At 71.0% G+C, this 20,924-nt stretch carries 20 protein-coding genes; 14 read left to right on the top strand and 6 right to left on the bottom strand.

Annotation, left to right across the window (positions count from 1 at the left end; genetic code table 11):
- The first annotated feature begins 41 nt into the window (after positions 1 to 41).
- The 7 genes from ABZ570_RS17980 to ABZ570_RS17950 all read left to right on the top strand — a co-directional run bounded on the left by ABZ570_RS17980 (position 42) and on the right by ABZ570_RS17950 (position 5,218).
- Positions 42 to 1,202, top strand: a complete 1,161-nt coding sequence (locus ABZ570_RS17980) for a glycosyltransferase family 4 protein (protein WP_358064261.1) — start codon at positions 42 to 44, stop codon at positions 1,200 to 1,202.
- 80 nt (positions 1,203 to 1,282) lie between these two features.
- Positions 1,283 to 1,786 carry a hypothetical protein gene (locus ABZ570_RS17975; protein WP_358064259.1) on the top strand — a complete coding sequence of 168 codons (504 nt, stop codon included), beginning with the start codon at positions 1,283 to 1,285 and terminating at the stop codon, positions 1,784 to 1,786.
- Positions 1,787 to 1,934: 148 nt separating this feature from the next.
- Positions 1,935 to 2,852: a pyridoxal 5'-phosphate synthase lyase subunit PdxS gene (gene pdxS, locus ABZ570_RS17970; RefSeq protein ID WP_358064256.1), complete on the top strand. Its 918-nt coding sequence runs from the start codon at positions 1,935 to 1,937 to the stop codon at positions 2,850 to 2,852.
- Positions 2,853 to 2,925: 73 nt separating this feature from the next.
- The gene (gene pdxT, locus ABZ570_RS17965; RefSeq protein ID WP_358064253.1) at positions 2,926 to 3,531 is read left to right on the top strand and encodes a pyridoxal 5'-phosphate synthase glutaminase subunit PdxT; all 606 of its coding nucleotides are present in this window, start codon (positions 2,926 to 2,928) and stop codon (positions 3,529 to 3,531) included.
- A 273-nt stretch (positions 3,532 to 3,804) separates the two neighbouring features.
- The gene (locus ABZ570_RS17960; RefSeq protein ID WP_358064250.1) at positions 3,805 to 4,554 is read left to right on the top strand and encodes a YebC/PmpR family DNA-binding transcriptional regulator; all 750 of its coding nucleotides are present in this window, start codon (positions 3,805 to 3,807) and stop codon (positions 4,552 to 4,554) included.
- A gap of 59 nt (positions 4,555 to 4,613) precedes the next feature.
- Positions 4,614 to 4,826, top strand: coding sequence for a type II toxin-antitoxin system VapB family antitoxin (locus ABZ570_RS17955; protein ID WP_358064247.1), 213 nt, complete (start codon positions 4,614 to 4,616; stop codon positions 4,824 to 4,826).
- Positions 4,823 to 5,218, top strand: a complete 396-nt coding sequence (locus ABZ570_RS17950; protein ID WP_358064244.1) for a PIN domain-containing protein — start codon at positions 4,823 to 4,825, stop codon at positions 5,216 to 5,218. Before ABZ570_RS17955 ends, ABZ570_RS17950 begins: the two co-directional genes overlap by 4 nt.
- 157 nt (positions 5,219 to 5,375) lie before the next feature.
- Here the strand turns inward: ABZ570_RS17950 and ABZ570_RS17945 are convergent, their stop codons facing one another.
- From ABZ570_RS17945 to ABZ570_RS17935, 3 genes are all read right to left on the bottom strand, one after another.
- On the bottom strand, positions 5,376 to 5,777 hold the full coding sequence (locus tag ABZ570_RS17945; RefSeq protein WP_358064241.1) for a hypothetical protein: 402 nt from the start codon (positions 5,775 to 5,777) through the stop codon (positions 5,376 to 5,378).
- A gap of 101 nt (positions 5,778 to 5,878) precedes the next feature.
- Positions 5,879 to 6,823: a permease prefix domain 1-containing protein gene (locus ABZ570_RS17940; protein WP_358064238.1), complete on the bottom strand. Its 945-nt coding sequence runs from the start codon at positions 6,821 to 6,823 to the stop codon at positions 5,879 to 5,881.
- A complete protein-coding gene (locus ABZ570_RS17935; protein WP_358064235.1) occupies positions 6,820 to 7,161 on the bottom strand; it encodes a PadR family transcriptional regulator in 342 nt (113 codons plus the stop codon). Before ABZ570_RS17935 ends, ABZ570_RS17940 begins: the two co-directional genes overlap by 4 nt.
- Positions 7,162 to 7,393: 232 nt before the next feature.
- Here ABZ570_RS17935 and dnaE point away from each other — a divergent pair, with 232 nt between their 5' ends.
- Entirely contained in the window at positions 7,394 to 10,927 is a 3,534-nt protein-coding gene (gene dnaE, locus ABZ570_RS17930) for a DNA polymerase III subunit alpha (protein WP_358064232.1), read from the top strand.
- A gap of 3 nt (positions 10,928 to 10,930) precedes the next feature.
- Here dnaE and ABZ570_RS17925 read toward each other — a convergent pair whose 3' ends face one another.
- From ABZ570_RS17925 to ABZ570_RS17915, 3 genes are all read right to left on the bottom strand, one after another.
- A complete protein-coding gene (locus ABZ570_RS17925) occupies positions 10,931 to 11,794 on the bottom strand; it encodes an SPFH domain-containing protein (RefSeq protein WP_358064229.1) in 864 nt (287 codons plus the stop codon).
- Between the two features lie 110 nt (positions 11,795 to 11,904).
- Positions 11,905 to 12,585, bottom strand: coding sequence for a response regulator (locus tag ABZ570_RS17920; protein WP_358064227.1), 681 nt, complete (start codon positions 12,583 to 12,585; stop codon positions 11,905 to 11,907).
- Positions 12,586 to 12,590: 5 nt separating this feature from the next.
- Positions 12,591 to 14,177, bottom strand: coding sequence for a sensor histidine kinase (locus tag ABZ570_RS17915; protein ID WP_358064224.1), 1,587 nt, complete (start codon positions 14,175 to 14,177; stop codon positions 12,591 to 12,593).
- 134 nt (positions 14,178 to 14,311) lie between these two features.
- Between ABZ570_RS17915 and ABZ570_RS17910 the strand changes: the two genes are divergently transcribed.
- The 6 genes from ABZ570_RS17910 to ABZ570_RS17885 all read left to right on the top strand — a co-directional run bounded on the left by ABZ570_RS17910 (position 14,312) and on the right by ABZ570_RS17885 (position 20,793).
- A complete protein-coding gene (locus ABZ570_RS17910) occupies positions 14,312 to 15,703 on the top strand; it encodes a cation:dicarboxylase symporter family transporter (RefSeq protein ID WP_358064221.1) in 1,392 nt (463 codons plus the stop codon).
- Between the two features lie 166 nt (positions 15,704 to 15,869).
- The gene (locus ABZ570_RS17905; protein ID WP_358064218.1) at positions 15,870 to 16,907 is read left to right on the top strand and encodes an aminotransferase class V-fold PLP-dependent enzyme; all 1,038 of its coding nucleotides are present in this window, start codon (positions 15,870 to 15,872) and stop codon (positions 16,905 to 16,907) included.
- Between the two features lie 267 nt (positions 16,908 to 17,174).
- Entirely contained in the window at positions 17,175 to 17,936 is a 762-nt protein-coding gene (locus tag ABZ570_RS17900; RefSeq protein ID WP_358064215.1) for an ABC transporter ATP-binding protein, read from the top strand.
- Positions 17,923 to 18,615 carry an ABC transporter ATP-binding protein gene (locus tag ABZ570_RS17895; RefSeq protein ID WP_358064212.1) on the top strand — a complete coding sequence of 231 codons (693 nt, stop codon included), beginning with the start codon at positions 17,923 to 17,925 and terminating at the stop codon, positions 18,613 to 18,615. Before ABZ570_RS17900 ends, ABZ570_RS17895 begins: the two co-directional genes overlap by 14 nt.
- Positions 18,616 to 18,661: 46 nt before the next feature.
- Complete coding sequence (locus ABZ570_RS17890) at positions 18,662 to 19,915, top strand: ABC transporter substrate-binding protein (RefSeq protein WP_358064209.1); 1,254 nt, start codon at positions 18,662 to 18,664, stop codon at positions 19,913 to 19,915.
- The gene (locus ABZ570_RS17885; RefSeq protein ID WP_358064206.1) at positions 19,912 to 20,793 is read left to right on the top strand and encodes a branched-chain amino acid ABC transporter permease; all 882 of its coding nucleotides are present in this window, start codon (positions 19,912 to 19,914) and stop codon (positions 20,791 to 20,793) included. The genes ABZ570_RS17890 and ABZ570_RS17885 overlap by 4 nt, the downstream gene beginning before the upstream one ends.
- The last annotated feature ends 131 nt before the right edge of the window (positions 20,794 to 20,924 follow it).

The raw sequence follows: 20,924 nt of genomic DNA, 5'->3' as shown, positions 1-20,924 counted from the left end.
AGCGCAGCGGAGCCCCGCAGTCGCGAACGAAGGGCATTGACGTGCGGATCGGCATCGTGTGCCCGTACTCCTTCGACGTCCCGGGTGGGGTGCAGAACCACGTCGTGGACCTGGCCGAGGCGTTGATCGGGCTGGGCCACCAGGTGAGCGTGCTCGCCCCGGCGGACGAGGACTCGCCGCTGCCCCCGTACGTGGTGGCTGCCGGGCGGGCGGTGCCGCTGCCGTATAACGGCTCGGTGGCCCGGATCGCCTTCGGTCCGGTCTCCACCGCCCGGGTGCGGCGCTGGATCAACCGCGGCGACTTCGACGTGCTGCACGTGCACGAGCCGCTCACGCCGAGCCTGTCGATGCTGGCCGTGCTCTGCGCCCGCGGCCCGGTGGTGGCCACCTTCCACACCGCGATGACCCGCTCCCGGGTCCTCTCCGCGGCGCAGGGGATGCTCCGGATCGTGCTGGAGCGGACCACCGCCCGGATCGCGGTCAGCGCGCTGGCCCGCAAGGTGCAGGTCGAGCACCTGGACGGCGGCGCGGTGGAGATCCCCAACGGGGTGACGGTGTCGAGGTTCGCCGGCGTCGAGCCGCTGCCCGGCTGGCCCGGGGAGTGTGGGCCGGGCACCGGCGGGACGCTGGGGTTCCTCGGCCGGTTCACCGAGCCCCGCAAGGGTTTCCCGATCCTGCGGGACGCGTTCGTCGCGCTCGCCCCGCACCGGCCCGGGCTGCGTCTGCTGGTGGCCGGGCCCGGCGACCGGGAGGACCTGTACGCGCAGTTCCCGGCCGGGCTGCGCGACCGGGTCACCTTCCTCGGTCTGGTCCCCGAGGCGGACAAACCTCGCATGCTACGCAGCGTGCACCTGTACGTCGCGCCGAACACCGGCGGCGAGTCGTTCGGGATGATCCTCACCGAGGCCCTCGCCGCCGGCACCACGGTGGTGGCCAGCGACCTGGACGCGTTCCGCCGGGTGCTGGACGGCGGACGGGCCGGCCGGCTGTTCCCGACCGGGGACGCGGTGGCCCTGCGTACCGCCCTGACCGAGCTGCTCGACGACGCGGACCAGCGGGCGGCGTTGACCGCCTGCGGCGACCAGGTGGTGGCCGGTTTCGACTGGCCGGTGGTGGCCCGCCGGGTCCTGGAGGTGTACGCGGCGGCGATCGAGGCCACCGACGGGCGGGTCATCGACCAGGAATGGGTGGAGTTGGGCTGAGCCGGGTGGCCGGTGGGGTCGGTGTGACCAGCGCGCCGGCCGGTGGCCGCCGGATCGGGCGGGAACGGAGCAGCACTACGATGCCGGGCATGCGGTGGGTCGTGGGCGCGGTCATGGTCGTCGGGCTCGTCACGGCGTACCTCTTCTGGACGGCCAACCGGGTCGAACGGCTGCAGGCCCGGGCGGAGTCGGCGGCGCGGGCGCTCGACGCCCACCTGCTGCGTCGCGCGGCGGCCGCCGCGGTGCTCGCCGAACAGCGCTACGGCGTGGAGCTGTACGCGGCCGCCCGGGTCGCCCTGGACGCCGTCCCGCAGGAGCGGGAGGCCGCCGAGAACGACCTCACCCGCCAGTTGCGCACCGTCGAGCTGGATCCGGACGACCCGGCCTGCGAGGCGGTGATCGCGGCCAGCCGGCGGCTGGCGCTGGCCCGCCAGGTGCACACCGACCTGGTCCGGGACGCGCGGGCGGTCCGCCGGCGCCGGCTGGTGCGGCTGTTCCGGATGGGGCGCCGGCACGAGTCGCCCCGCTACTTCGACATCGACGATCCGACCCTGGCCACCCCGGCGGACGTACCCACCAGCTGACCCGCGCCGGGGCCGCCGATCGGCCCGACCAGGCGTGACGACGGCCACAGAGCAGACCACCGTGGGTCTGATTGGCTGTCGGATCGGCGTTGACCCGGTCGTAGCATTTCCGCAGCCACCCCCGAGCAGGCCCGAGGAGCGATGACCCGTGCCCGAATCCACCATCCCGAACAGCAACGCCACCTCCGTCGTCGGCACCGCCCGCGTCAAGCGGGGCATGGCCGAGATGCTCAAGGGCGGCGTGATCATGGACGTGGTCACCCCTGAGCAAGCCAAGATCGCCGAGGACGCCGGCGCGGTCGCCGTGATGGCGCTGGAGCGGGTGCCCGCCGACATCCGGGCGCAGGGCGGCGTGTCCCGGATGAGCGACCCGGACATGATCGACGGCATCATCAACGCCGTCTCCATCCCGGTGATGGCCAAGGCCCGGATCGGCCACTTCGTCGAGGCGCAGATCCTGCAGTCCCTCGGCGTGGACTACGTCGACGAGTCCGAGGTGCTGACCCCGGCCGACTACGAGAACCACATCGACAAGTGGGCGTTCACCGTCCCCTTCGTCTGCGGCGCGACCAACCTGGGCGAGGCGCTGCGCCGGATCACCGAGGGCGCGGCCATGATCCGCTCCAAGGGCGAGGCCGGCACCGGTGACGTCTCCAACGCCACCACCCACATGCGGAAGATCCGCAAGGAGATCCGCCGGCTGCAGTCGCTGCCGGCCGACGAGCTGTACGTCGCGGCCAAGGAGCTGCAGGCGCCGTACGAGCTGGTCAAGGAGGTCGCCGAGACCGGCAAGCTGCCGGTGGTGCTGTTCACCGCGGGCGGCATCGCCACCCCGGCCGACGCCGCCATGATGATGCAGCTCGGTGCCGAAGGCGTGTTCGTCGGCTCGGGCATCTTCAAGTCCGGCAACCCGGCCCAGCGCGCCGCCGCGATCGTCAAGGCCACCACCTTCCACGACGACCCGGACGTGCTGGCCAAGGTCTCCCGCGGCCTGGGCGAGGCCATGGTCGGCATCAACGTCGACGAGATCCCGCAGCCGCACCGGCTGGCCGAGCGCGGCTGGTGACGTGCAGGGAGGGGCCCCTTGTCAACGCCGCAGGCATGGCAGGGGTCCCCTCCTGGCAGCGAGAGGAGCGAACGTGACCACACCCGTCATCGGAGTGCTCGCGCTGCAGGGCGACGTGCGGGAGCACGTGGCCGCCCTGGCCGGGGCCGGCGCCGACGCCCGCCCGGTCCGCCGTCCGGCCGAGCTGGACGCGGTCGACGGGCTGGTCGTCCCCGGGGGCGAGTCCACCACCATCAGCAAGCTCGCCGACATCTTCGAGCTGCGCGAGCCGATCGACAAGCGGATCGCCGCCGGCCTGCCGGTGTACGGATCCTGCGCCGGCATGATCATGCTGGCTTCCGAGGTGCTCGACGGCCGCCCCGACCAGCGGGGCTTCCAGGGCATCGAGATGACCGTCCGGCGCAACGCGTTCGGCCGGCAGGTCGACTCGTTCGAGGCTCCGGTGGAGATCACCGGCGTCGAGGGCGGACCGTTCCACGCCGTCTTCATCCGGGCCCCCTGGGTCGAGCGGGTCGGCGGGGGCGTCGAGGTGCTCGGCCGGGTCACCGGCGGGCCGGGCGCCGACCGGATCGTCGCGGTCCGGCAGGGCAACCTGCTGGCCACCTCGTTCCACCCCGAACTCACCGGAGACCTGCGGGTGCACCGCTACTTCGTGGACCTGGTCCGGTCCGCGGCCTGAGGCCGGAGCAGCACCGCTGTCCCCTCCGGGCAGGTTTTCCGGCCGGCGCCCGTTCTCTCTCGGCAGCGGCGGGGCCACCCGCCGGCCCGACCCGGCGTCCCGGCACGGGTGCCGGGTGTGACATGCGGGGCGGCCCTCTCGGTAGGATTGCCGCGGTTCGGCAGGGCCATCGCCCGCCGTAGCCGTCCACGCGGAGCCGACCGGCCAGCTCCATCCGTAGCGGTTCGGCGCGGGCAGTCGACGCAGGCGTGGATCATTAAACGGAGGTATGAGATGTCCGGCCACTCAAAGTGGGCGACCACCAAGCACAAGAAGGCCGTCATCGACGCCAGGCGCGGCAAGATGTTCGCCAAGCTGATCAAGAACGTCGAGGTGGCGGCCCGGACCGGCGGCGGCGACCCGGCCGGCAACCCGACCCTCTACGACGCCATTCAGAAGGCGAAGAAGAACTCCGTCCCGAACGACAACATCGAGCGCGCGGTCAAGCGCGGCTCCGGCCTGGAGGCCGGCGGCGCCGACTACCAGACGATCATGTACGAGGGCTACGGCCCGAACGGGGTCGCGCTGCTCATCGAGTGCCTCACCGACAACCGCAACCGCGCCGCCACCGAGGTACGCACGGCGCTGACCCGCAACGGCGGCTCGCTCGCCGACGCCGGCTCGGTGTCGTACCTGTTCTCCCGCAAGGGCGTGGTGATCGTCCCCAAGGCGGGCACCACCGAGGACGACGTGATGATGGCCGTCCTCGACGCCGGTGCCGAGGAGGTCAACGACCTCGGCGAGGCGTACGAGGTGGTCTCCGAGCCGGGCGACCTGATCGCGGTCCGCACCGCCCTGCAGGAGGCCGGCATCGAGTACGAGTCGGCCGAATCCTCGCTCATCCCCAGCATGAACGTGCCGCTGGACGAGGAGGGCGCGCGCAAGATCTTCAAGCTGATCGACGTCCTCGAGGACTGCGACGACGTGCAGAACGTCTACGCGAACTTCGACGTGTCCGACGAGATCATGGCCGCCGTCGGCTGACCCCGGCGGCCTGGATATACGCGCCTCCCGGATATATCCTTGTCCGGGAGGTGTGTTTCGTGGCCAAGACTCTGTTGGAACTCGATGAGGATCTTTTGGCGGAAGCGAGGGCCGCTCTCGGCACCGCCACCAAGAAGGAGACGGTGACGGAGGCCCTCCGGCAGGCGGTGGAGTCCAGCCGCGAGCGGCGGCAGCGGGCCCTGGCGGACCTTCAGGAGGTCGCCGACGAGGGCGGCTTCCACTTCGACCGGCTTGATGAACTCGACCGGTGAAGTATCTGGTCGACACGAGTGCCCTGGTCCGCATGGTGCGTCGTCAGGTCGATCCGCGGTGGTCCGATCTTGCAGCCCGCGGCCTGATCGCCATCTGCGACCCGGTGCTCGTGGAAACGCTGACCATCGCGGATGCCAAAGCGTACGACCGGGTCGAGCGCGGGCTCCGCGAGCTGTACCCCTGGGTTCCGGTTCCTGACGACGCCTGGCAGGTCGTGCGGGCGGTGCGGCAGGAATTGGCCAGCCAAAGCGCGCACCAGGGACTGTCCGTCGCCGACCACCTGGTGATCGCCACTGCCATCCGCTTGAAGCTGGTGGTACTTCATCAGGACGCCGACTTCGAGACCGCGGCCAGGCTCGTGCCGCAACTGGGTCAGGAACGAATCAGCTGACCACAGCAGTCGGGCGGACTGACGTGTCCGACGAATCATGGCGGCCGTCGGCTGAGGTCGCCTGGCGTGCCGACGAGCCGATTGTGCGTCGGCTCGGTGGCGCGGTATCGGCACGTGCGCGCCTCGCCGTCGTTCCCCTGAGCCGGCCCGCCTGAGGTCAGTCGCGTTTCGTACGCTCGGCGATGGCCGGCAGGGCGTGCACGAACGAGGCGAGGCTCTTGTACGGCTCACCGGCCAGGACCCGCGCGGCCAGCCCGAACGGGAACCCGGTCACGCCGAGCGCGGAGACCGCCGGGACCCCGGGTGACGTGTGGTGCTCGACCCACTCGCCGCCGTAGGCCCGGATGGCCACCTCGCCGGTGTAGGCGCCGATCAACTGCCACCACCGGTCGAGGCGCTCGTCGGCGAGCGGCCCATCGGCGAGCAGGTCGGCGCACACTTCGTCGAGCGCCGACAGACTCTGCGGTGACCAGTCCAGCCGGCGGCCGAACTGCCGGGAGACCAGTTCCACGCATTCGTCGGCGAGTGTCTGCAGGTACGTTGGTTCCGGCGCACTCATGGTTGGCGATCTTCGCACAGATCATGCCGCCCTTCCGGCCCCGCTCCGGGCGGTTGTGGTTTCCCGGCCCGGCACCCTCGCGGCGCCGGGCCGGGACCGCCTCAGGCGGCGTGCCGTCGTGCCTTGACGGCGCTGTCGATGAAGCCCAGGACGACGATGGCAGCGGTGAGGATGACGGCGAATCGGGCCACGTCCTGAGTGCCGCCCTCGCGCAGCCACTCGAACCGCTGGACCAGCTCCGGGTTGAGCAGCCGGTCGGTGAGCAGCAGCCAGGCGAGCGGCACGGAGAACGCGAGGTCGAGCACCGTCCTGGCCGCGACCAGCGGCCAGGTCCACCGGCCCGCCCGGTACTTCGCGACCTCGAGGCCGATGCTGGCGACCAGCACCGCCAGCAGCACCGGCAGCCAGGAGCCCCACAGCGCCGGGTCGATCATCGGCAGGCGGGAGCCGTCGCCCGACAGCCACGGCTGGAAGTGCTGCCAGGGGAAGAACCCGATGGCGAGCACCAGGAACACGATCGAGGCGCAGCTGTCGACGAGCTTGACCTGCCGCTCCTCGGGGGCCTCGGGCAGCTGGTCGACGGTCCAGGCCGGAAGGTTCAGCGGCGTGTTGGTGCGCTCGAGCACGGCGAAGACGAGGGTGACCCAGAACGCGATCTGCACCGCGGTCTGCATCGCCCCGACCACTCCGGCGCCGATCGCCGCGCCGGGCTCGCCGTCGACCGTCGCCGTGACCACGCCGGTGACGACGCCCACGATGGCGGGAATGAAGGTGAGCAGCGTCCGCAGCAGCCGCCACCAGAGCAGGTAGTAGCGCGGACCGATGAGCTGCAACCGGCGGTCGGAGTAGCGGGCGGCGAGCTGCTCGGGGTTGCCCAGCTCGGTGAGCACCTCGCGCTCCGCGGCGCTGCGGTCCTGCCCGCCGTCGGTGCGCCCGTCGATCATGTCCTCGATGGAGGCGCGCAGCTCGGTGGCGATCTCCGCGCGGCGCTGCGCCGGGACCGCCCGGAGGGTGGCGGCGACGTAGCGGTCGGTCAGCGTACTCATCGGTCCACTCCCTGGATCAGCCCGTTGACGGAGGTCTGTATGGCGGTGAAATCGTCCAGCAGGCGGCGCAGCATGGCCTCGCCGTCGTCGCTGGTGCGGTAGAACTTGCGCGGCCGGCTCTCCTCGGTGTTCCACTCGCTGGTCAGCAGGCCCTGCTCCTCAAGCCGGCGGAGCAGGGGATAGAGCGTGTTGGCGTCGACCGGAAAGCCGTGCTCGCCCAGCCGTTGCAGCAGCGCGTAGCCGTAGTCGGGCCGGCGCAGGGCGACCAGGCTCGCCACCACGACCGTGCCGCGCCGCAGCTCCTGGAGATGGGTCCGGAGGACCTCTTCGCTCACCATGTCTCACACCATACTGTGTCTCACACACTATTGTCGAACGCGGAAACATCGTGTGTGTCGCGATACTGGGTGGCACGGCTGCTCGGAGGGGAACGTTCCGGCCCTCGGTAGGGACCCGAGCGAGACGGAGAGCACCTCCGGCGCGCACGGTGGAGCCGGCCCGACGGCCTGGGTAGGGTAGGTGCCGGTCGGCTCCGACCATCAAGATCCATACCGCCGGGGGGCGCCGCGCATGGCTGACTCGTTCACGCATCTGCATGTGCACACCGAGTACTCGATGCTCGACGGGGCGGCCCGACTCAAGGATCTCTTCGGCGAGGTCAGCCGCCAGGGAATGCCGGCGGTGGCGATGACCGACCACGGCAACATGCACGGCGCGAACGACTTCTTCAAGCAGGCGACGGCCGCCGGCGTGAAGCCCATCCTCGGCATCGAGGCGTACGTGGCGCCCGAGTCGCGCTTCCACAAGCAGCGGGTGCGGTGGGGCCGGCCGGAACAGAAGAGCGACGACGTCTCCGGCAGCGGTGGCTACACCCACATGACCATCTGGGCGCGTAACAAGGTCGGCCTGCACAACCTGTTCAAGCTCACCACCCGGTCGTACACCGAGGGCTACTTCGTCAAGTGGCCGCGGATGGACGCGGAGCTGCTCGCCGAGCACGCGGACGGGCTGATGGCGACCACCGGCTGCCCGTCCGGCGAGGTGCAGACCCGGCTGCGGCTGGGCCAGTACGACGAGGCGTTGAAGGCCGCCGGCAAATACCAGGACATCTTCGGCAAGGAGAACTTCTTCCTGGAGATCATGGACCACGGCATCGACATCGAGCGCCGGGTCCGCCAGGAGCTGCTCGACATCGGCCGGAAGCTGGACATCCCGCCGGTGGTCACCAACGACTCGCACTACACCCACGAGGCACAGGCAGAGGCGCACGACGTGCTGCTCTGCGTACAGACCGCGGCGAACGTCGCCGACCCGAACCGGTTCCGCTTCGACGGCAGCGGCTACTACATCAAGTCCGCCGAGGAGATGCGCGCGGTCGACAGCTCGGACGCCTGGCTCGAGGGCTGCCGGAACACGCTGCTGGTCGCCGAGAAGGTCGACCCGACCGGGATGTTCGAGTCCCACAACCTGATGCCGCGCTTCCCGGTGCCGGAGGGGGAGACCGAGGAGTCCTGGTTCCGCAAGGAGACCTTCGCCGGCCTGGCCCGGCGCTTCCCCAACGGTGTCCCGGAGACCCACGTCAAGCAGGCCGAGTACGAGCTGGGCGTCATCATCCAGATGGGCTTCCCGTCGTACTTCCTCGTGGTCGCCGACTTCATCCAGTGGGCCAAGAGTCAGGGCATCGCGGTCGGCCCGGGCCGTGGCTCGGCCGCCGGCTCGCTGGTCGCGTACGCCCTGGGCATCACCGACCTGGATCCGCTGCCGCACGGTCTGATCTTCGAGCGGTTCCTCAACCCCGAGCGCGTCTCGATGCCCGACGTCGACATCGACTTCGACGAGCGCCGGCGCGGTGAGGTGATCAAGTACGTCACCGAGAAGTGGGGCGAGGACAAGGTCGCGCAGATCGCGACCTTCGGCACGATCAAGGCGAAGGCCGCGATCAAGGACTCGGCCCGGGTGCTGGGCTACCCGTACGCGGTCGGTGACCGGATCACCAAGGCGATGCCACCCGCGGTGATGGGCAAGGACATCCCGCTTACCGGCATCTTCGACCAGAAGCACCCCCGGTACGCCGAGGCCGGCGAGATCCGCGGCCTGTACGAGTCCGATCCGGACGTCAAGAAGGTCATCGACACCGCGCGCGGCATCGAGGGGCTGATCCGGCAGACCGGCGTGCACGCCGCCGGGGTCATCATGTCCGCCGAGCCGATCATCGAGCACGTCCCGCTGATGCGACGGGACGCCGACGGCGCCATCATCACCCAGTTCGACTACCCGACCTGCGAGTCGCTCGGGCTGTTGAAGATGGACTTCCTCGGCCTGCGCAACCTGACCATCATCGACGACGCGCTGAAGAACATCGAGAGCAACCACGGCCGCAAGGTCGACCTGCTCCAGCTTCCGCTCGACGACAAGCCGACGTACGAGCTGCTGGCCCGGGGCGACACCCTCGGCGTGTTCCAGCTCGACGGCGGCCCGATGCGCTCGCTGCTGCGGCTGATGAAGCCGGACAACTTCGAGGACATCTCCGCCGTCCTGGCGCTCTACCGGCCCGGCCCGATGGGCGCCAACTCGCACACCAACTACGCGCTGCGCAAGAACGGCCAGCAGGAGATCACCCCGATCCATCCGGAGCTGGCCGAGCCCCTGGAGGAGATCCTCGGCCCGACGTACGGCCTGATCGTCTACCAGGAGCAGGTGCAGCGCGCCGCGCAGAAGCTCGCCGGCTACAGCCTCGGCCAGGCCGACCTGCTGCGCCGGGCGATGGGCAAGAAGAAGAAGGAGGTCCTCGACAAGGAGTTCGTGCCGTTCCGCGACGGCATGCGCCGCAACGGCTACTCCGACGAGGCCATCCAGACCCTGTGGGACATCCTGGTCCCGTTCGCCGACTACGCGTTCAACAAGGCGCACACGGCCGGCTACGGTCTGGTGTCGTACTGGACCGGCTACCTGAAGGCCAACTACCCGGCCGAGTACATGGCGGCGCTGCTCACCTCGGTCGGCGACGACAAGGACAAGATGGCGCTCTACCTGTCGGAGTGCCGGCGGATGGGCATCCAGGTGCTGCCCCCCGACGTGAACACCTCGGCCGGGCCGTTCACCCCGGTCGGCAAGGACATCCGCTTCGGCCTGGCCGCCATCCGCAACGTCGGCGCGAACGTGGTCTCCTCGATCATGCGGTGCCGCGAGGAGAAGGGCACGTACGCCGACTTCTACGACTTCCTCTCCAAGGTGGACGCGGTGGTCTGCAACAAGAAGACCATCGAATCCCTGATCAAGGCCGGCGCGTTCGACTCGATGCAGCACCCGCGCAAGGGCCTGCTCGCCGTGCACGCCGACGCCATCGACGCGTACGCCGACGTCAAGCGCAAGGAGGCGGTCGGCCAGTACGACCTCTTCGGCGCCGGGTTCGGTGACGTCGACACCGCCACCAGCACCACCGTGATGCCGACCATCGGCGAGGGAGAGTGGGACAAGCGGGACAAGCTCGCCTTCGAACGCGAAATGCTCGGCCTGTACGTCTCCGACCATCCGCTGTTCGGCCTGGAGCACGTGCTCGGCGCGGCGGCCGACTGCACCATCGCCGCCCTCTCCGAGGAGGGGACGGTGCCCGACGGTGCGGTGGTCACGCTGGCCGGCATCCTCTCCGGCGTACAGCGCCGGGTCACCAAGCAGGGTCGGGCCTGGGCCTCAGCCACCCTGGAGGACCTGGCCGGTGGCGTCGAGACCCTGTTCTTCCCCAACACCTACGAGGTGGTCGGCCAGTACATCGCCGAGGACGCGATCGTGGTGGTCAAGGGCCGGGTGGACCGGCGCGACGACACGCCACGCATCATGGCCATGGACATGCAGATGCCCGACATCAGCAGCAACCCCGCCAACAAGCCCGTCACGCTCACCATCCCGGTGCACCGCTGCACCCCGCCCCTGGTCGAAAAGCTCAAGGAGACCCTCGTCCTGCATCCCGGCGACACCGAGGTGCACGTCAAGCTGCTCAACGGCGGCAAGGTCACCACGCTGCGGCTCGGCCCGTTCCGGGTGGCCCCCACCACGGCACTGATGGGGGACCTGAAGAGCGTCCTCGGCCCGGCCAACGTGAGCTGACCCTTACTTGGCGGTGCCGGTGATGATTCCCGGGTTGATGCAGAGGCCCGGAGAGCTGCCGTTCTTCTCGGCGATCTCCAGGCAACGGGTCACCTTGTCCACCTTGGCGTTGGTCTCGGTGATCTGCTTCTGGATCTCGGCGTTGCGGCGATCCTGTTCGAGGTTGCGGGTCTGGGCGAGCTTGTCCTGGAACGCCTTGATGTTGCCCTCGGTCTTCTCGTCGTGGTTGACCCGGGTGATGGTGACCGACAGGATGTCGACGTCGTCGGCCAGCCGGCCCTCGGCGTTGGTCTTGATGCTCTCCGAGAACGGCTTGAGGTCGACGTTCAGGCTGCCGGTCTTCGCGTCGATCCGCTCCAGCGGGTTGTAGGTGGAGAAGGCGTCGTTCACGGCGCTGTCGAGCTGGACGCCGACCCGCTGCCCGCGGAAGCTGTTGAAGTCGCCCTTGTAGTCCATGAACTGCTTTGGGGCGTTCTCGGGCCGGACCTGCCACTCGACCAGCACCTCGACGCAGGCGTCGGCGAGGGTGCCGGTACGCACCCGGACGCAGTTGTCGCTGCCGATGTGGTCGTACTTCTGCCGCCCGGCGTCCCATTCGCCGACCCGCTGCCACGGCGCGACCCACTTCAGGCCGGAGCCGGTGACCTTACCGGTCGGCTTGCCGAAGCTGGTGACGATGCCGACCGAGCGGATCGGTACCGAGTGGGCGCTCGTCGTGACGGTGAGCAGGAGCGTGACGACCAGGGCGGCGGCCGCCGCCAGGAAGCTCGGCTGCCGTACGTTTCGGCGCGGACTCAACAGTGCGACGGCGACGGCGACGAGCGCGGCGAGGGCGGTGACGATCGCGAGGGTGAAGCCGGACGGCATGGGTGCGGCACCTTTCCAGGGGTGGGTTGCTGAGTCGATCATCAAGGTAGCCACCCGGGGCAACACACCCGGCTGCCACCGGCAAGCGGGGGACGTGCACGGCGGACGGGTCAGACCGGCCGGTACTCGACCTCGGGGCGGCCCGGCGTGCCGTAGCGGGGGGCGCGGATCGCACGGTTGGCGGAGACCAGGTACTCCAGGTAGCGGCGCGCGGTCACCCGGGAGATGCCGGTCCGCTGGCTGACCTCGGTCGCGGAGCGTCCGCCGTCGCCGAGGGCGGACAGCACCCGGTGCAGGGTCTGCTCGTCCAGGCCCTTGGGCAGGGTGTGCCGGTCGGCGCCGCGCAGGGTGGCGAACATCTGGTCCACCTCGTGCTGGGCCGACACCTCGTCCTTCGCGAGGGCCTGCCGCCGGTACTCGGCGTACCGCTCCAGCTTGTCGCGGAAGGCGGCGAAGGTGAACGGTTTGAGCAGATAGTGGGTCACCCCGAGGGAGACGGCGGTGCGGACCACCGCCAGGTCCCGCGCCGAGGTCACCGCCAGCACGTCGACGCTGCTCCCCGCCGCCCGCAACGCCCGGCACACGTCCAGGCCGTGCAGGTCGGGCAGGCGAAAATCCAGCAGTACGAGGTCGACCTCCGCGCCACCCCGGTGCCGCAGCGCCGCCATCGCCTCCCGAGCGGTGTGCGCCACCCCGACCACCACGAAGCCGGTCACCCGCTCGGTGTACGCCTTGTGCGCCTCGGCCAGCAGCGGCTCGTCCTCCACCACCAGCACCCGGATCTCGCTCATGCCGCTCACCCGCCCTCCGCTCCGACGGGCAGGCGGACGGTGAACACGGTCTCGCCCTCAGCGGTGCGCGCGACGTCGGACGTGCCGCCGTGGCGGTGGACGACCTGCCCGACCAGCGCCAGGCCGAGCCCCCGGCCGGCGCTCTTGGTGGACCAGCCGCGCCGGAACGCGTCCTCGACCCGGTCCGGGGCCAGGCCGGGGCCGGTGTCGCCCACCCGGACCACGATCTCGTCGTCGGCAGTGCCGACGAACACCCGGACCCGGCGCGGCGGCGGCGTCCCGGCCACCGCCTCCAGGGCGTTGTCGACCAGGTTTCCGACGACGGTGAGCAGGTCGGTGGTGGGCAGCGGGCTGCCGTCGAGCCGGCAGTCGGGCTCGATGAGCAGGTCCACGCCGCGTTCGCCGGCCTGCGCCGACTTGCCGAGCAGCAGCGCCGCCAGTGCCGGCTCGGTCACCGCGCCGACCACCCGGTCGGTGAGCTGCTGGGCGAGCGCCAGGTCGCGGGTGGCGAGCCGGACGGCCTCGTCGGTGCGGCCCAGCTCCACCAGGGTCAGTACGGTGTGCAGCCGGTTGGCCGACTCGTGGGTCTGGGCCTGCAACGCCTCCGTGAGCGCCCGTACCGAGTCCAGCTCGCTGGCCAGGTTGCGCAGCTCGGTCTGGTCGCGCAGGGTCAGCACGGTGCCGAGCACGGTCCCCTCGAAGCGGGTGGCCCGCTGGTTGGCCACCAGCACCCGGTCTCCGGCGAGGATCGGCTCGTCGTGCGCGTCCCGACCGGAGTCGAGCAGCTCGGCCACGGCGGGCGGCAGGTCGATCCCGGCCACCGGCCGGTCGGTCACCGCCGTGTCCTCGGTCAGCCCGAGCAGCCGGCGTCCCTCGTCGTTGACCAGCGCCACCCGGCGGTCCCGGGTCAGCACCAGCAGCCCCTCGCGTACGGAGTGCAGAACGGCGTCGTAGTACTCGTACATCCGGGTCATCTGGCGGGGGCCGAGGCCGTGGGTCTGCCGCCGCAGCCGTCGGCTGAGCAGCCAGGAGCCGGTGGCCGCCAGCGCCAGGGCCGGTGCGGCGGCGGCGAGCAGCACCGGCACCTGGGCGAGCAGCTTCCGGTTGATCGCCTGGGTGGTGATGCCGACCGAGACCAGCCCGACGATCCGGTGTTCGTCGTCGTACACCGGGACGACCGCGCGTACCGACTCGCCGAGGGTGCCGACGTTGGTGGTGGTGAACGGTTCGCCGGCCAGCGCGGGCCCGATGTCGCCGATGAACGGCTGCCCGATCAGCGCCGGGTTGGGGTGGGAGTAACGGGTCCGGTTTGGGGCCATGACGACCACGAAGTCCGTTCCGGTGGCCATCCGGGTGGACTCCGCGTACGGCTGGAGGACGGCCGTCGGATCGGCGGCGGTGAGGGCCGCGTGGACGTCGGGGGAGCCGGCGACGGTCTGCGCCACCGCCAGGACCTCGTCCTCCGCGGCCTGGCGGGCGTCGCTGCGGGCCAGCCAGACGGCGCCTCCGGCGCCGGCGAGCACCAGCAGCGTCACCACGACCGCCTGGAGGGCGAACAGCTGCCCCGCGATGCTCCACTGCCGTCGGGCCACGTTCCCCTCCTTCCGTCGCGCGCCGTCCGCAAGTGTGGCGCACCGGCCGGCCGCCGGTTTCGTCCGTGAGTCACGGGGGTGAACAGAATGAACGCAAGCGTGCCCTGTGTTGAGATCCGTTTCACATTGTGGGCATGGACACCACCACACCCACCCCCGCGGCCGCCCGGCCCGCCCGCCGGGACCGGACCCGGTACCTCTACCTGGCGGTCATCGTGGCCGTCGTCGCCGGCGTCCTGGTCGGCCTCGCCGCGCCGGAGGCCGGCAAGGAGCTGAAGCCGCTCGGCACCGGCTTCGTCAACCTGATCAAGATGATGATCAGCCCGGTCATCTTCTGCACGATCGTCCTCGGCGTCGGGTCCGTCCGCCAGGCGGCGAAGGTCGGCAAGGTCGGTGGCCTCGCCCTCGGCTACTTCCTGATCATGTCGACGGTCGCGCTGGCGATCGGCCTGGTGGTCGGCAACCTCATCCACCCCGGCTCCGGCCTGCACCTGGACGCGGGCACGGCGGGCGCGGGCAAGGCCGCCGCCGGCGGCGAGAGCGGCGGTACCGTCGAATTCCTGCTCGGCGTCATCCCGACCTCGCTGCTCTCCGCCCTGACCGAGGGGGAGGTGCTCCAGACGCTGCTGGTGGCCCTGCTCGTCGGCTTCGCCGTGCAGGCGCTCGGTACGCGCGGCGAGCCGGTGCTGCGGGCGGTGGGCGTGCTGCAGCGCCTCGTCTTCAAGGTCCTCGCGATGATCATGTGGGCGGCCCCGATCGGCGCGTTCGGCGCGATGGCCGCGGTGGTCGGCGCGACCGGCGTGGACGCGCTGAAGAGCCTGGCCCAGATCATGCTCGGCTTCTACGCCACCTGCCTGATCTTCGTGATCGTGGTGCTCGGCCTGCTGCTGCGCCTCGTCGCGCGCGTGTCGATCTTCTCGCTGCTGCGCTACCTGGGCCGGGAGTTCCTGCTGATCCTGTCGACCTCGTCGTCGGAGTCGGCGCTGCCCCGGCTGATCGCCAAGATGGAACACGTCGGGGTCAGCAAGCCGGTGGTCGGCATCACGGTCCCGACCGGGTACTCCTTCAACCTCGACGGCACGGCGATCTACCTGACCATGGCGGCGCTGTTCGTCGCCGACGCGCTCGGCAAGCCGCTGTCGCTGGGTGAGCAGGTCTCGCTGCTGGTCTTCATGGTCATCGCGTCCAAGGGCGCGGCCGGGGTCACCGGGGCGGGCCTGGCCACGCTGGCCGGTGGGCTGCAGTCGCACCGCCCGGACCTGGTCGACGGGGTCGGCATGATCGTCGGCATCGACCGGTTCATGTCCGAGGCCCGGGCACTGACCAACTTCGCCGGCAACGCCGTCGCCACCCTGCTGGTCGGCACCTGGACCGGTGAGTTCGACCGCGAGCAGGCGCGGGCCGTGCTGGCCGGGGAGCGCCCGTTCGACGAGGCGACCATGCTCGACGAGGACGACGCGCACGGCGTGCCGGAGCACGCCGCCCCGCCGCAGCGCCCCGCCGCGCTGGCCGACGCGTCGGCCTGAGCCCACCACCGGCGATCCGTCGCCCGGGCCGGGCCGGACCGTCGTCCGGCCCGGCCCGTCGGCGTACGGCCCTGGGCCGCGAACCCGTCGGGGCACCCACCGCGGGGACCACGATCCGGGGATTGGCCGTGTCCGCCCGCCCGGCTGCCGGCCTAGCGTCGCCGGTGTGGACCTCGAACACGCACGGAAGCTGTGGCAGCCGGAGCCCGGCTGGCTGAACACCGCCAGCTACGGGTTGCCGCCCGAGCCGGCCTGGGTGGCGTTGCAGGACGCCCTCGCGGACTGGCGGGTGGGGCGGATCTCCTGGGAGGGTTGGGGCGAGGCGGCCGGGCGGGCCCGCGCCGGGTTCGCCCGGCTGGTCGGGGTGGCACCGGCGGACGTGGCCATCGGCAGCGCGGCGTCGCAGCTGCTCGCGCCGGTGGCCGCCGCGCTGCCGCCGGGCGCCACGGTGGTCGTCCCCGAGGTCGAGTTCACCTCGAACCTGTTCCCCTGGCTGGTGCAGCAGGAGCGGGGGGTGCGGGTGCGCACGGTCCCACTCGCCGGGCTGGTCGACGCGATCGACGCCGGCACCGACCTGGTCGCGTTCAGCCTGGTGCAGTCGGCCGACGGCGCAGTCGCCCCGTACGAGGAGATCGTCGCGGCGGCCCGGGCGCACCGCGCCCTCGTCGCGGTGGACGCCACCCAGGCGTGCGGCTGGCTGCCCTTCGCCGCGGACCGGGCGGACGCGGTGGTGGTGTCGGCGTACAAGTGGCTGATGGCGCCGCGTGGCGTGGCCTTCGCCTACCTGGCCCCGGCGCTGCGCGACCGGCTGCGCCCCGACGCCGCCGGCTGGTACGCGGGCCAGGACCCGCACGCCTCCTACTACGGCCCGCCGCTGCGGCTGGCCGACGACGCCCGGCGCTTCGACATCTCCCCGGCCTGGTTCAGTTTCATCGGGGCGGCGCCCGCCCTGGAGGTGCTCGCCGAGATCGGGCTGCCCGCGGTGCGCGAGCACGACGTGGCGCTGGCCAACCGGTTCCTCGCCGGCCTGGGCCGGCCGCCGGGGGACAGCGCGATCGTGACGGTCGAGGTGCCCGGCGCGGCGGAGAGGCTGGCCCGGGCCGGAATCCGCGCGGCGGTCCGCGCCGGCCGGGTCCGGGCCTCGTTCCACCTCTACACCACCGAGGAGGACGTCGACCGGGCGCTGGACGCGCTGACAAGCTGACCGCCCGCTGCGGTTGCCCTGCCGCAGTACCCGTCAGCCGGTGACGGTGGCACCCCACATGTAGACGCTCGCCGATACCGTTCGCGTCCGGCGAGCAGGGGTGGGCAGGCCTGCTCCTATGGGGACAGCGCCCCTTCGCTTCGGGCTGAATGTGTGGGGGATCGACATAGCTCGACTCCGTCGGCGCGCCGTAGGTTTCCTGCACGCGACGGCCCTGTGACACCGGTCACCGACCTGGCCGTTGCGCGGGCTACGGAGGGTGTGGCGATGGCCGGGCAAGCGCTGCTGTCGGCCCGCGGGCTGACCCGGGACTTCCGGGGCTTCCGGGCGGTCGACGGCGTCGACCTCGACGTGGCGCCGGAGACCGTACACGCCCTCGTCGGGCCGAACGGTGCCGGCAAGACCACTTTGTTCAACCTGCTCACCGGCTTCCTGCCGCCCACCGCCGGGCGGATCGAGCTGGCCGGCCGGGACGTCACCGGGCTGCCCCCGGAGCGGGTCGCGCGGCTGGGCGTGGCCCGGTCCTTCCAGATCACCAGTCTCTTCTCGCAGCTTTCCGCGCGGGAGCACGTGGCGCTGGCCCTGCAGTCGCCCAGCGGACTGGGCTGGCGGTTCTGGCGCTCGGCGAAGCTGATGCACCGCTACCGTGACCGGGCCGACGAGCTGCTGGCCATGGTCGGCCTCGCCGAGCTGGCCGACGCGCCGGCCGAGGCGCTCGCGTACGGGCGCAAGCGCGCCCTGGAGCTGGCCATCGCCCTCGCCCTCGACCCCAAGGTGCTGCTGCTCGACGAGCCCACCGCCGGCATGGGGCTGGAGGACGTCGACCGCACCGTCGACCTGATCGCCCGGCTACGCGCCGGGCGCACCGTCGTCATGGTCGAGCACAACATGAGCGTCGTCGGCCGGCTCGCCGACACCGTCACCGTCCTCCAGGCCGGCAAGGTCCTGGTCGAAGGGCCGTACGAGCAGGTCCGCGCCGACGAGCGGGTCATCACCGCCTACCTGGGAGCCGCCGATGCTGCGCATTGAGAACCTCTCCGCCTGGTACGGGGAGGCGCAGGTGCTGCGGGAGGTGAGCCTGGAGGTGGCCGCCGGCGAGGTGGTCACCCTGGTCGGCCGCAACGGCGCCGGCAAGTCCACCCTGCTGCGCTGCGTGATGGGGCTGCACCCCGGCCAGCGCGGCATGGTCACCCTGGACGGCACCGACCTCACCCGGCTGCCGGCGTACCGGCGGGCGCGGCTCGGGCTCGGCTGGGTCCCCGACGACCGCGGCGCGTACGCCACCCTTAGCGTCACCGAGAACCTGACCCTGCCGCCCCGGGTCGGCCCCGACCCGTGGCCGCTGGAGCGGGTGTACGAGGCGTTCCCCGCCCTCTACGCCCGGCGGGAGTCGGCGGCCACCATGCTCTCCGGCGGCGAGCAGCAGATGCTCGCCCTGGCCCGGGTGCTGCGGATGGGCGCCCGGCTGCTGCTCTGCGACGAGCCCACCGAGGGGTTGTCGCCGCTGCTCGTGCAGCAGGTCGGCGACCTGCTGCGGGAGGCCAAACAGCACGGCGTGACCGTGCTGCTGGTCGAGCAGAACCTGCACTTCGCCACCGGCGTCGCCGACCGGCACTACCTGCTGGCCGAGGGACGCGTCGCGGAGGCGATGGACAACTCCGAGGTGCGCTCGCGGGAGCGCGAGCTGCTGGCGTACCTCGGGATCTGACACGACGGCTGACCCGCGCGGACCGCGCGGTACGGAAGGGATCGAGATGCGCAGGAGCGTGGGTGTGGCCGCCGCCTCGGCGGCGGTGGCGGCGCTGGTGACCGGCTGCGGCGGCGGTGGCCCGCAGTCCGGCGGCGACCAGAAGCTGACCGGTGACAAGATCGTGCTGGGCGTCCTCAACGACCAGTCCGGGGCCTACTCGGACCTGTCCGGGAAGAACTCGGTCAAGGCCGTGGAGATGGCCGTCGCCGACTTCAAGGCCAAGTACGGCGACAAGGCGGTCACCAAGAACATCTCCGTGGAGACCGCCGACCACCAGAACAAGCCGGACGTGGCCAACAGCAAGGCCCAGGAGATGTACGACCGCAAGGGCGTCGACGCCATCCTCGACGTGCCGACCTCTTCGGCCGCCCTCAAGGTCGCCGACGTGGCCAAGGAGAAGAAGAAGCTCTACTTCAACATCGGCGCGGCCACCACCGACCTGACCGGCAAGAGCTGCAACAAGTACACGTTCCACTACGCGTACGACACCTACATGCTGGCCCACGGCACCGGCACGGTGACCACCGAGCAGGTCGGCAAGAACTGGTACATCCTCTACCCGAACTACGCCTTCGGGCAGGACATGGAGAAGAGCTTCTCCGCGGCCATCACCGCCGCCGGCGGGCAGGTGGTCGGCAAGGACGGCGCGCCGTTCCCGAACACCAGCGGCGACTACTCGTCGTTCCTGCTCAAGGCCCCGACGCTGAACCCGAAGCCGCAGGTGCTGGGCACCATGCAGGCCGGCGCCGAGCTGGTGAACGTGGTCAAGCAGTACAACGAGTTCAAGCTGCGGGACAAGGGCATCGGGCTGGCGGTGGGCCTGATGTTCATCACCGACATCCACTCGCTCACCCCGGCCGCGCTCGCCGGCACCACCTACACCGACGCCTGGTACTGGAACTTCGACCAGCAGAACCGGGAGTGGGCCGACCGGTTCCAGAAGGAGACCGGCACCCGGCCGTCCTTCGCCCACGCGGCCAACTACTCGGCCGCCATGCAGTACCTGGAGGCGGTGCAGGCCGCCGGCACCGACGACGCGGACGCCGTGGTCAAGGGCCTCGAAGGCAAGGAGGTCAACGACCTCTTCCTGCGTAACGGCAAGATCCGTGCGGAGGACCACCGGGTGATCCACGACTCGTACCTGGCCCAGGTGAAGCCGCAGGCCGAGGTGACCGAGCCGTGGGACTACGTCAAGATCCTCAAGACCATTCCGGCGGCCGAGGCGTTCCGCGCCCCGTCAGCGGACTGCAAGCTGTGACAGGCTTCCTGCAGAACACGTTCAACGGGCTGGTGGGCGGGGCGTTCTACGCCCTGCTCGCCCTCGGGCTCGCGGTCATCTTCGGCATGCTCCGGGTGGTGAACTTCGCCCACGGCGCCTTCTACATGCTCGGCGCGTTCGGGGCGTACGTGCTGCTCGCCGAGGCGGGGGTGCCGTTCTGGGCGGCGCTGGTGATCATGCCGGTCGCGCTGGGGCTGCTCGGCATGCTCCTGGAGCGGGCGGTGATCCACCGGCTGACCCGGCTCGACCCGCTCTACAACTTCCTGCTCACCTTCGGCCTGACGCTGATCCTCCAGGACCTGGTCAAGTCCCGGTACGGCGCGCAGTCCAGCCCGTACGCCAGACCGACCGAGCTGAGCGGGATGGTCGACCTCGGGCTCTTCGAGTTCCCCGCGTACCGGGTCTTCGTGCTCGGCTTCACCGTGCTGCTCTGCGGGGCGGTGTGGTGGGTGCTGGGGCGTACCCGGGTCGGCATGGTGGTCCGGGCGGCCACCGAGCGGCCCGAGCTGACCCGGGCCTTCGGCATCGACGTCGGGAAGTGGGTCACCCCGGTCTTCGGGTTCGGGATCGCCCTGGCCGGGCTGGCCGGGGTGCTCGCCGCCCCGACGCGCGCGGTGAACCCGCTGATGGGGGCCGACCTGATCATCGTGGTCTTCGCCGTGGTGGTGATCGGCGGCCTCGGCTCGATCTTCGGCTCGGTCGCCGCCGGTTTCGGCATCGGCCTGATTCAGGCCTGGACCGAGGCGTACCTGAGGGACTTCCTGATCGTGTCGCAGACGATCGTCTTCGTGGTGATGGCCGCGGTGCTGCTGTGGCGCCCAGCCGGCCTGTTCGGGCGCGAGGAGGCACCCGCATGAGCGAGCGTCAGCGAGCGAATCATCAGTGCAGTGCGAAGGTGCCTCATGGCGGCACGAAGCGAAGCGGAGTGCCGGCATGAGCGAGCGTCAGCGAGCGAATCATCAGTGCAGTGCGAAGGTGCCTCATGGCG

Origin of the sequence: Micromonospora sp. NPDC007271, assembly GCF_040634005.1 — a bacterium.
Classification (GTDB): domain Bacteria; phylum Actinomycetota; class Actinomycetes; order Mycobacteriales; family Micromonosporaceae; genus Micromonospora.
The sequence above is the reverse complement of the archived record's forward strand: the minus strand, read 5'-3'. Positions and strand labels throughout refer to the sequence as shown.

Bases quoted from the DNA above. Each gene is read 5' to 3' on its own strand.
- ABZ570_RS17975 (WP_358064259.1), top strand. From the start codon at position 1,283: ATGCCGGGCATGCGGTGGGTCGTGGGCGCGGTCATGGTCGTCGGGCTC.
- ABZ570_RS17960 (WP_358064250.1), top strand. From the start codon at position 3,805: ATGTCCGGCCACTCAAAGTGGGCGACCACCAAGCACAAGAAGGCCGTC.
- ABZ570_RS17945 (WP_358064241.1), bottom strand. From the start codon at position 5,777: ATGAGTGCGCCGGAACCAACGTACCTGCAGACACTCGCCGACGAATGC.
- ABZ570_RS17940 (WP_358064238.1), bottom strand. From the start codon at position 6,823: ATGAGTACGCTGACCGACCGCTACGTCGCCGCCACCCTCCGGGCGGTC.
- ABZ570_RS17935 (WP_358064235.1), bottom strand. From the start codon at position 7,161: ATGGTGAGCGAAGAGGTCCTCCGGACCCATCTCCAGGAGCTGCGGCGC.
- dnaE (WP_358064232.1), top strand. From the start codon at position 7,394: ATGGCTGACTCGTTCACGCATCTGCATGTGCACACCGAGTACTCGATG.
- ABZ570_RS17925 (WP_358064229.1), bottom strand. From the start codon at position 11,794: ATGCCGTCCGGCTTCACCCTCGCGATCGTCACCGCCCTCGCCGCGCTC.
- ABZ570_RS17920 (WP_358064227.1), bottom strand. From the start codon at position 12,585: ATGAGCGAGATCCGGGTGCTGGTGGTGGAGGACGAGCCGCTGCTGGCC.
- ABZ570_RS17910 (WP_358064221.1), top strand. From the start codon at position 14,312: ATGGACACCACCACACCCACCCCCGCGGCCGCCCGGCCCGCCCGCCGG.
- ABZ570_RS17900 (WP_358064215.1), top strand. From the start codon at position 17,175: ATGGCCGGGCAAGCGCTGCTGTCGGCCCGCGGGCTGACCCGGGACTTC.
- ABZ570_RS17895 (WP_358064212.1), top strand. From the start codon at position 17,923: ATGCTGCGCATTGAGAACCTCTCCGCCTGGTACGGGGAGGCGCAGGTG.
- ABZ570_RS17890 (WP_358064209.1), top strand. From the start codon at position 18,662: ATGCGCAGGAGCGTGGGTGTGGCCGCCGCCTCGGCGGCGGTGGCGGCG.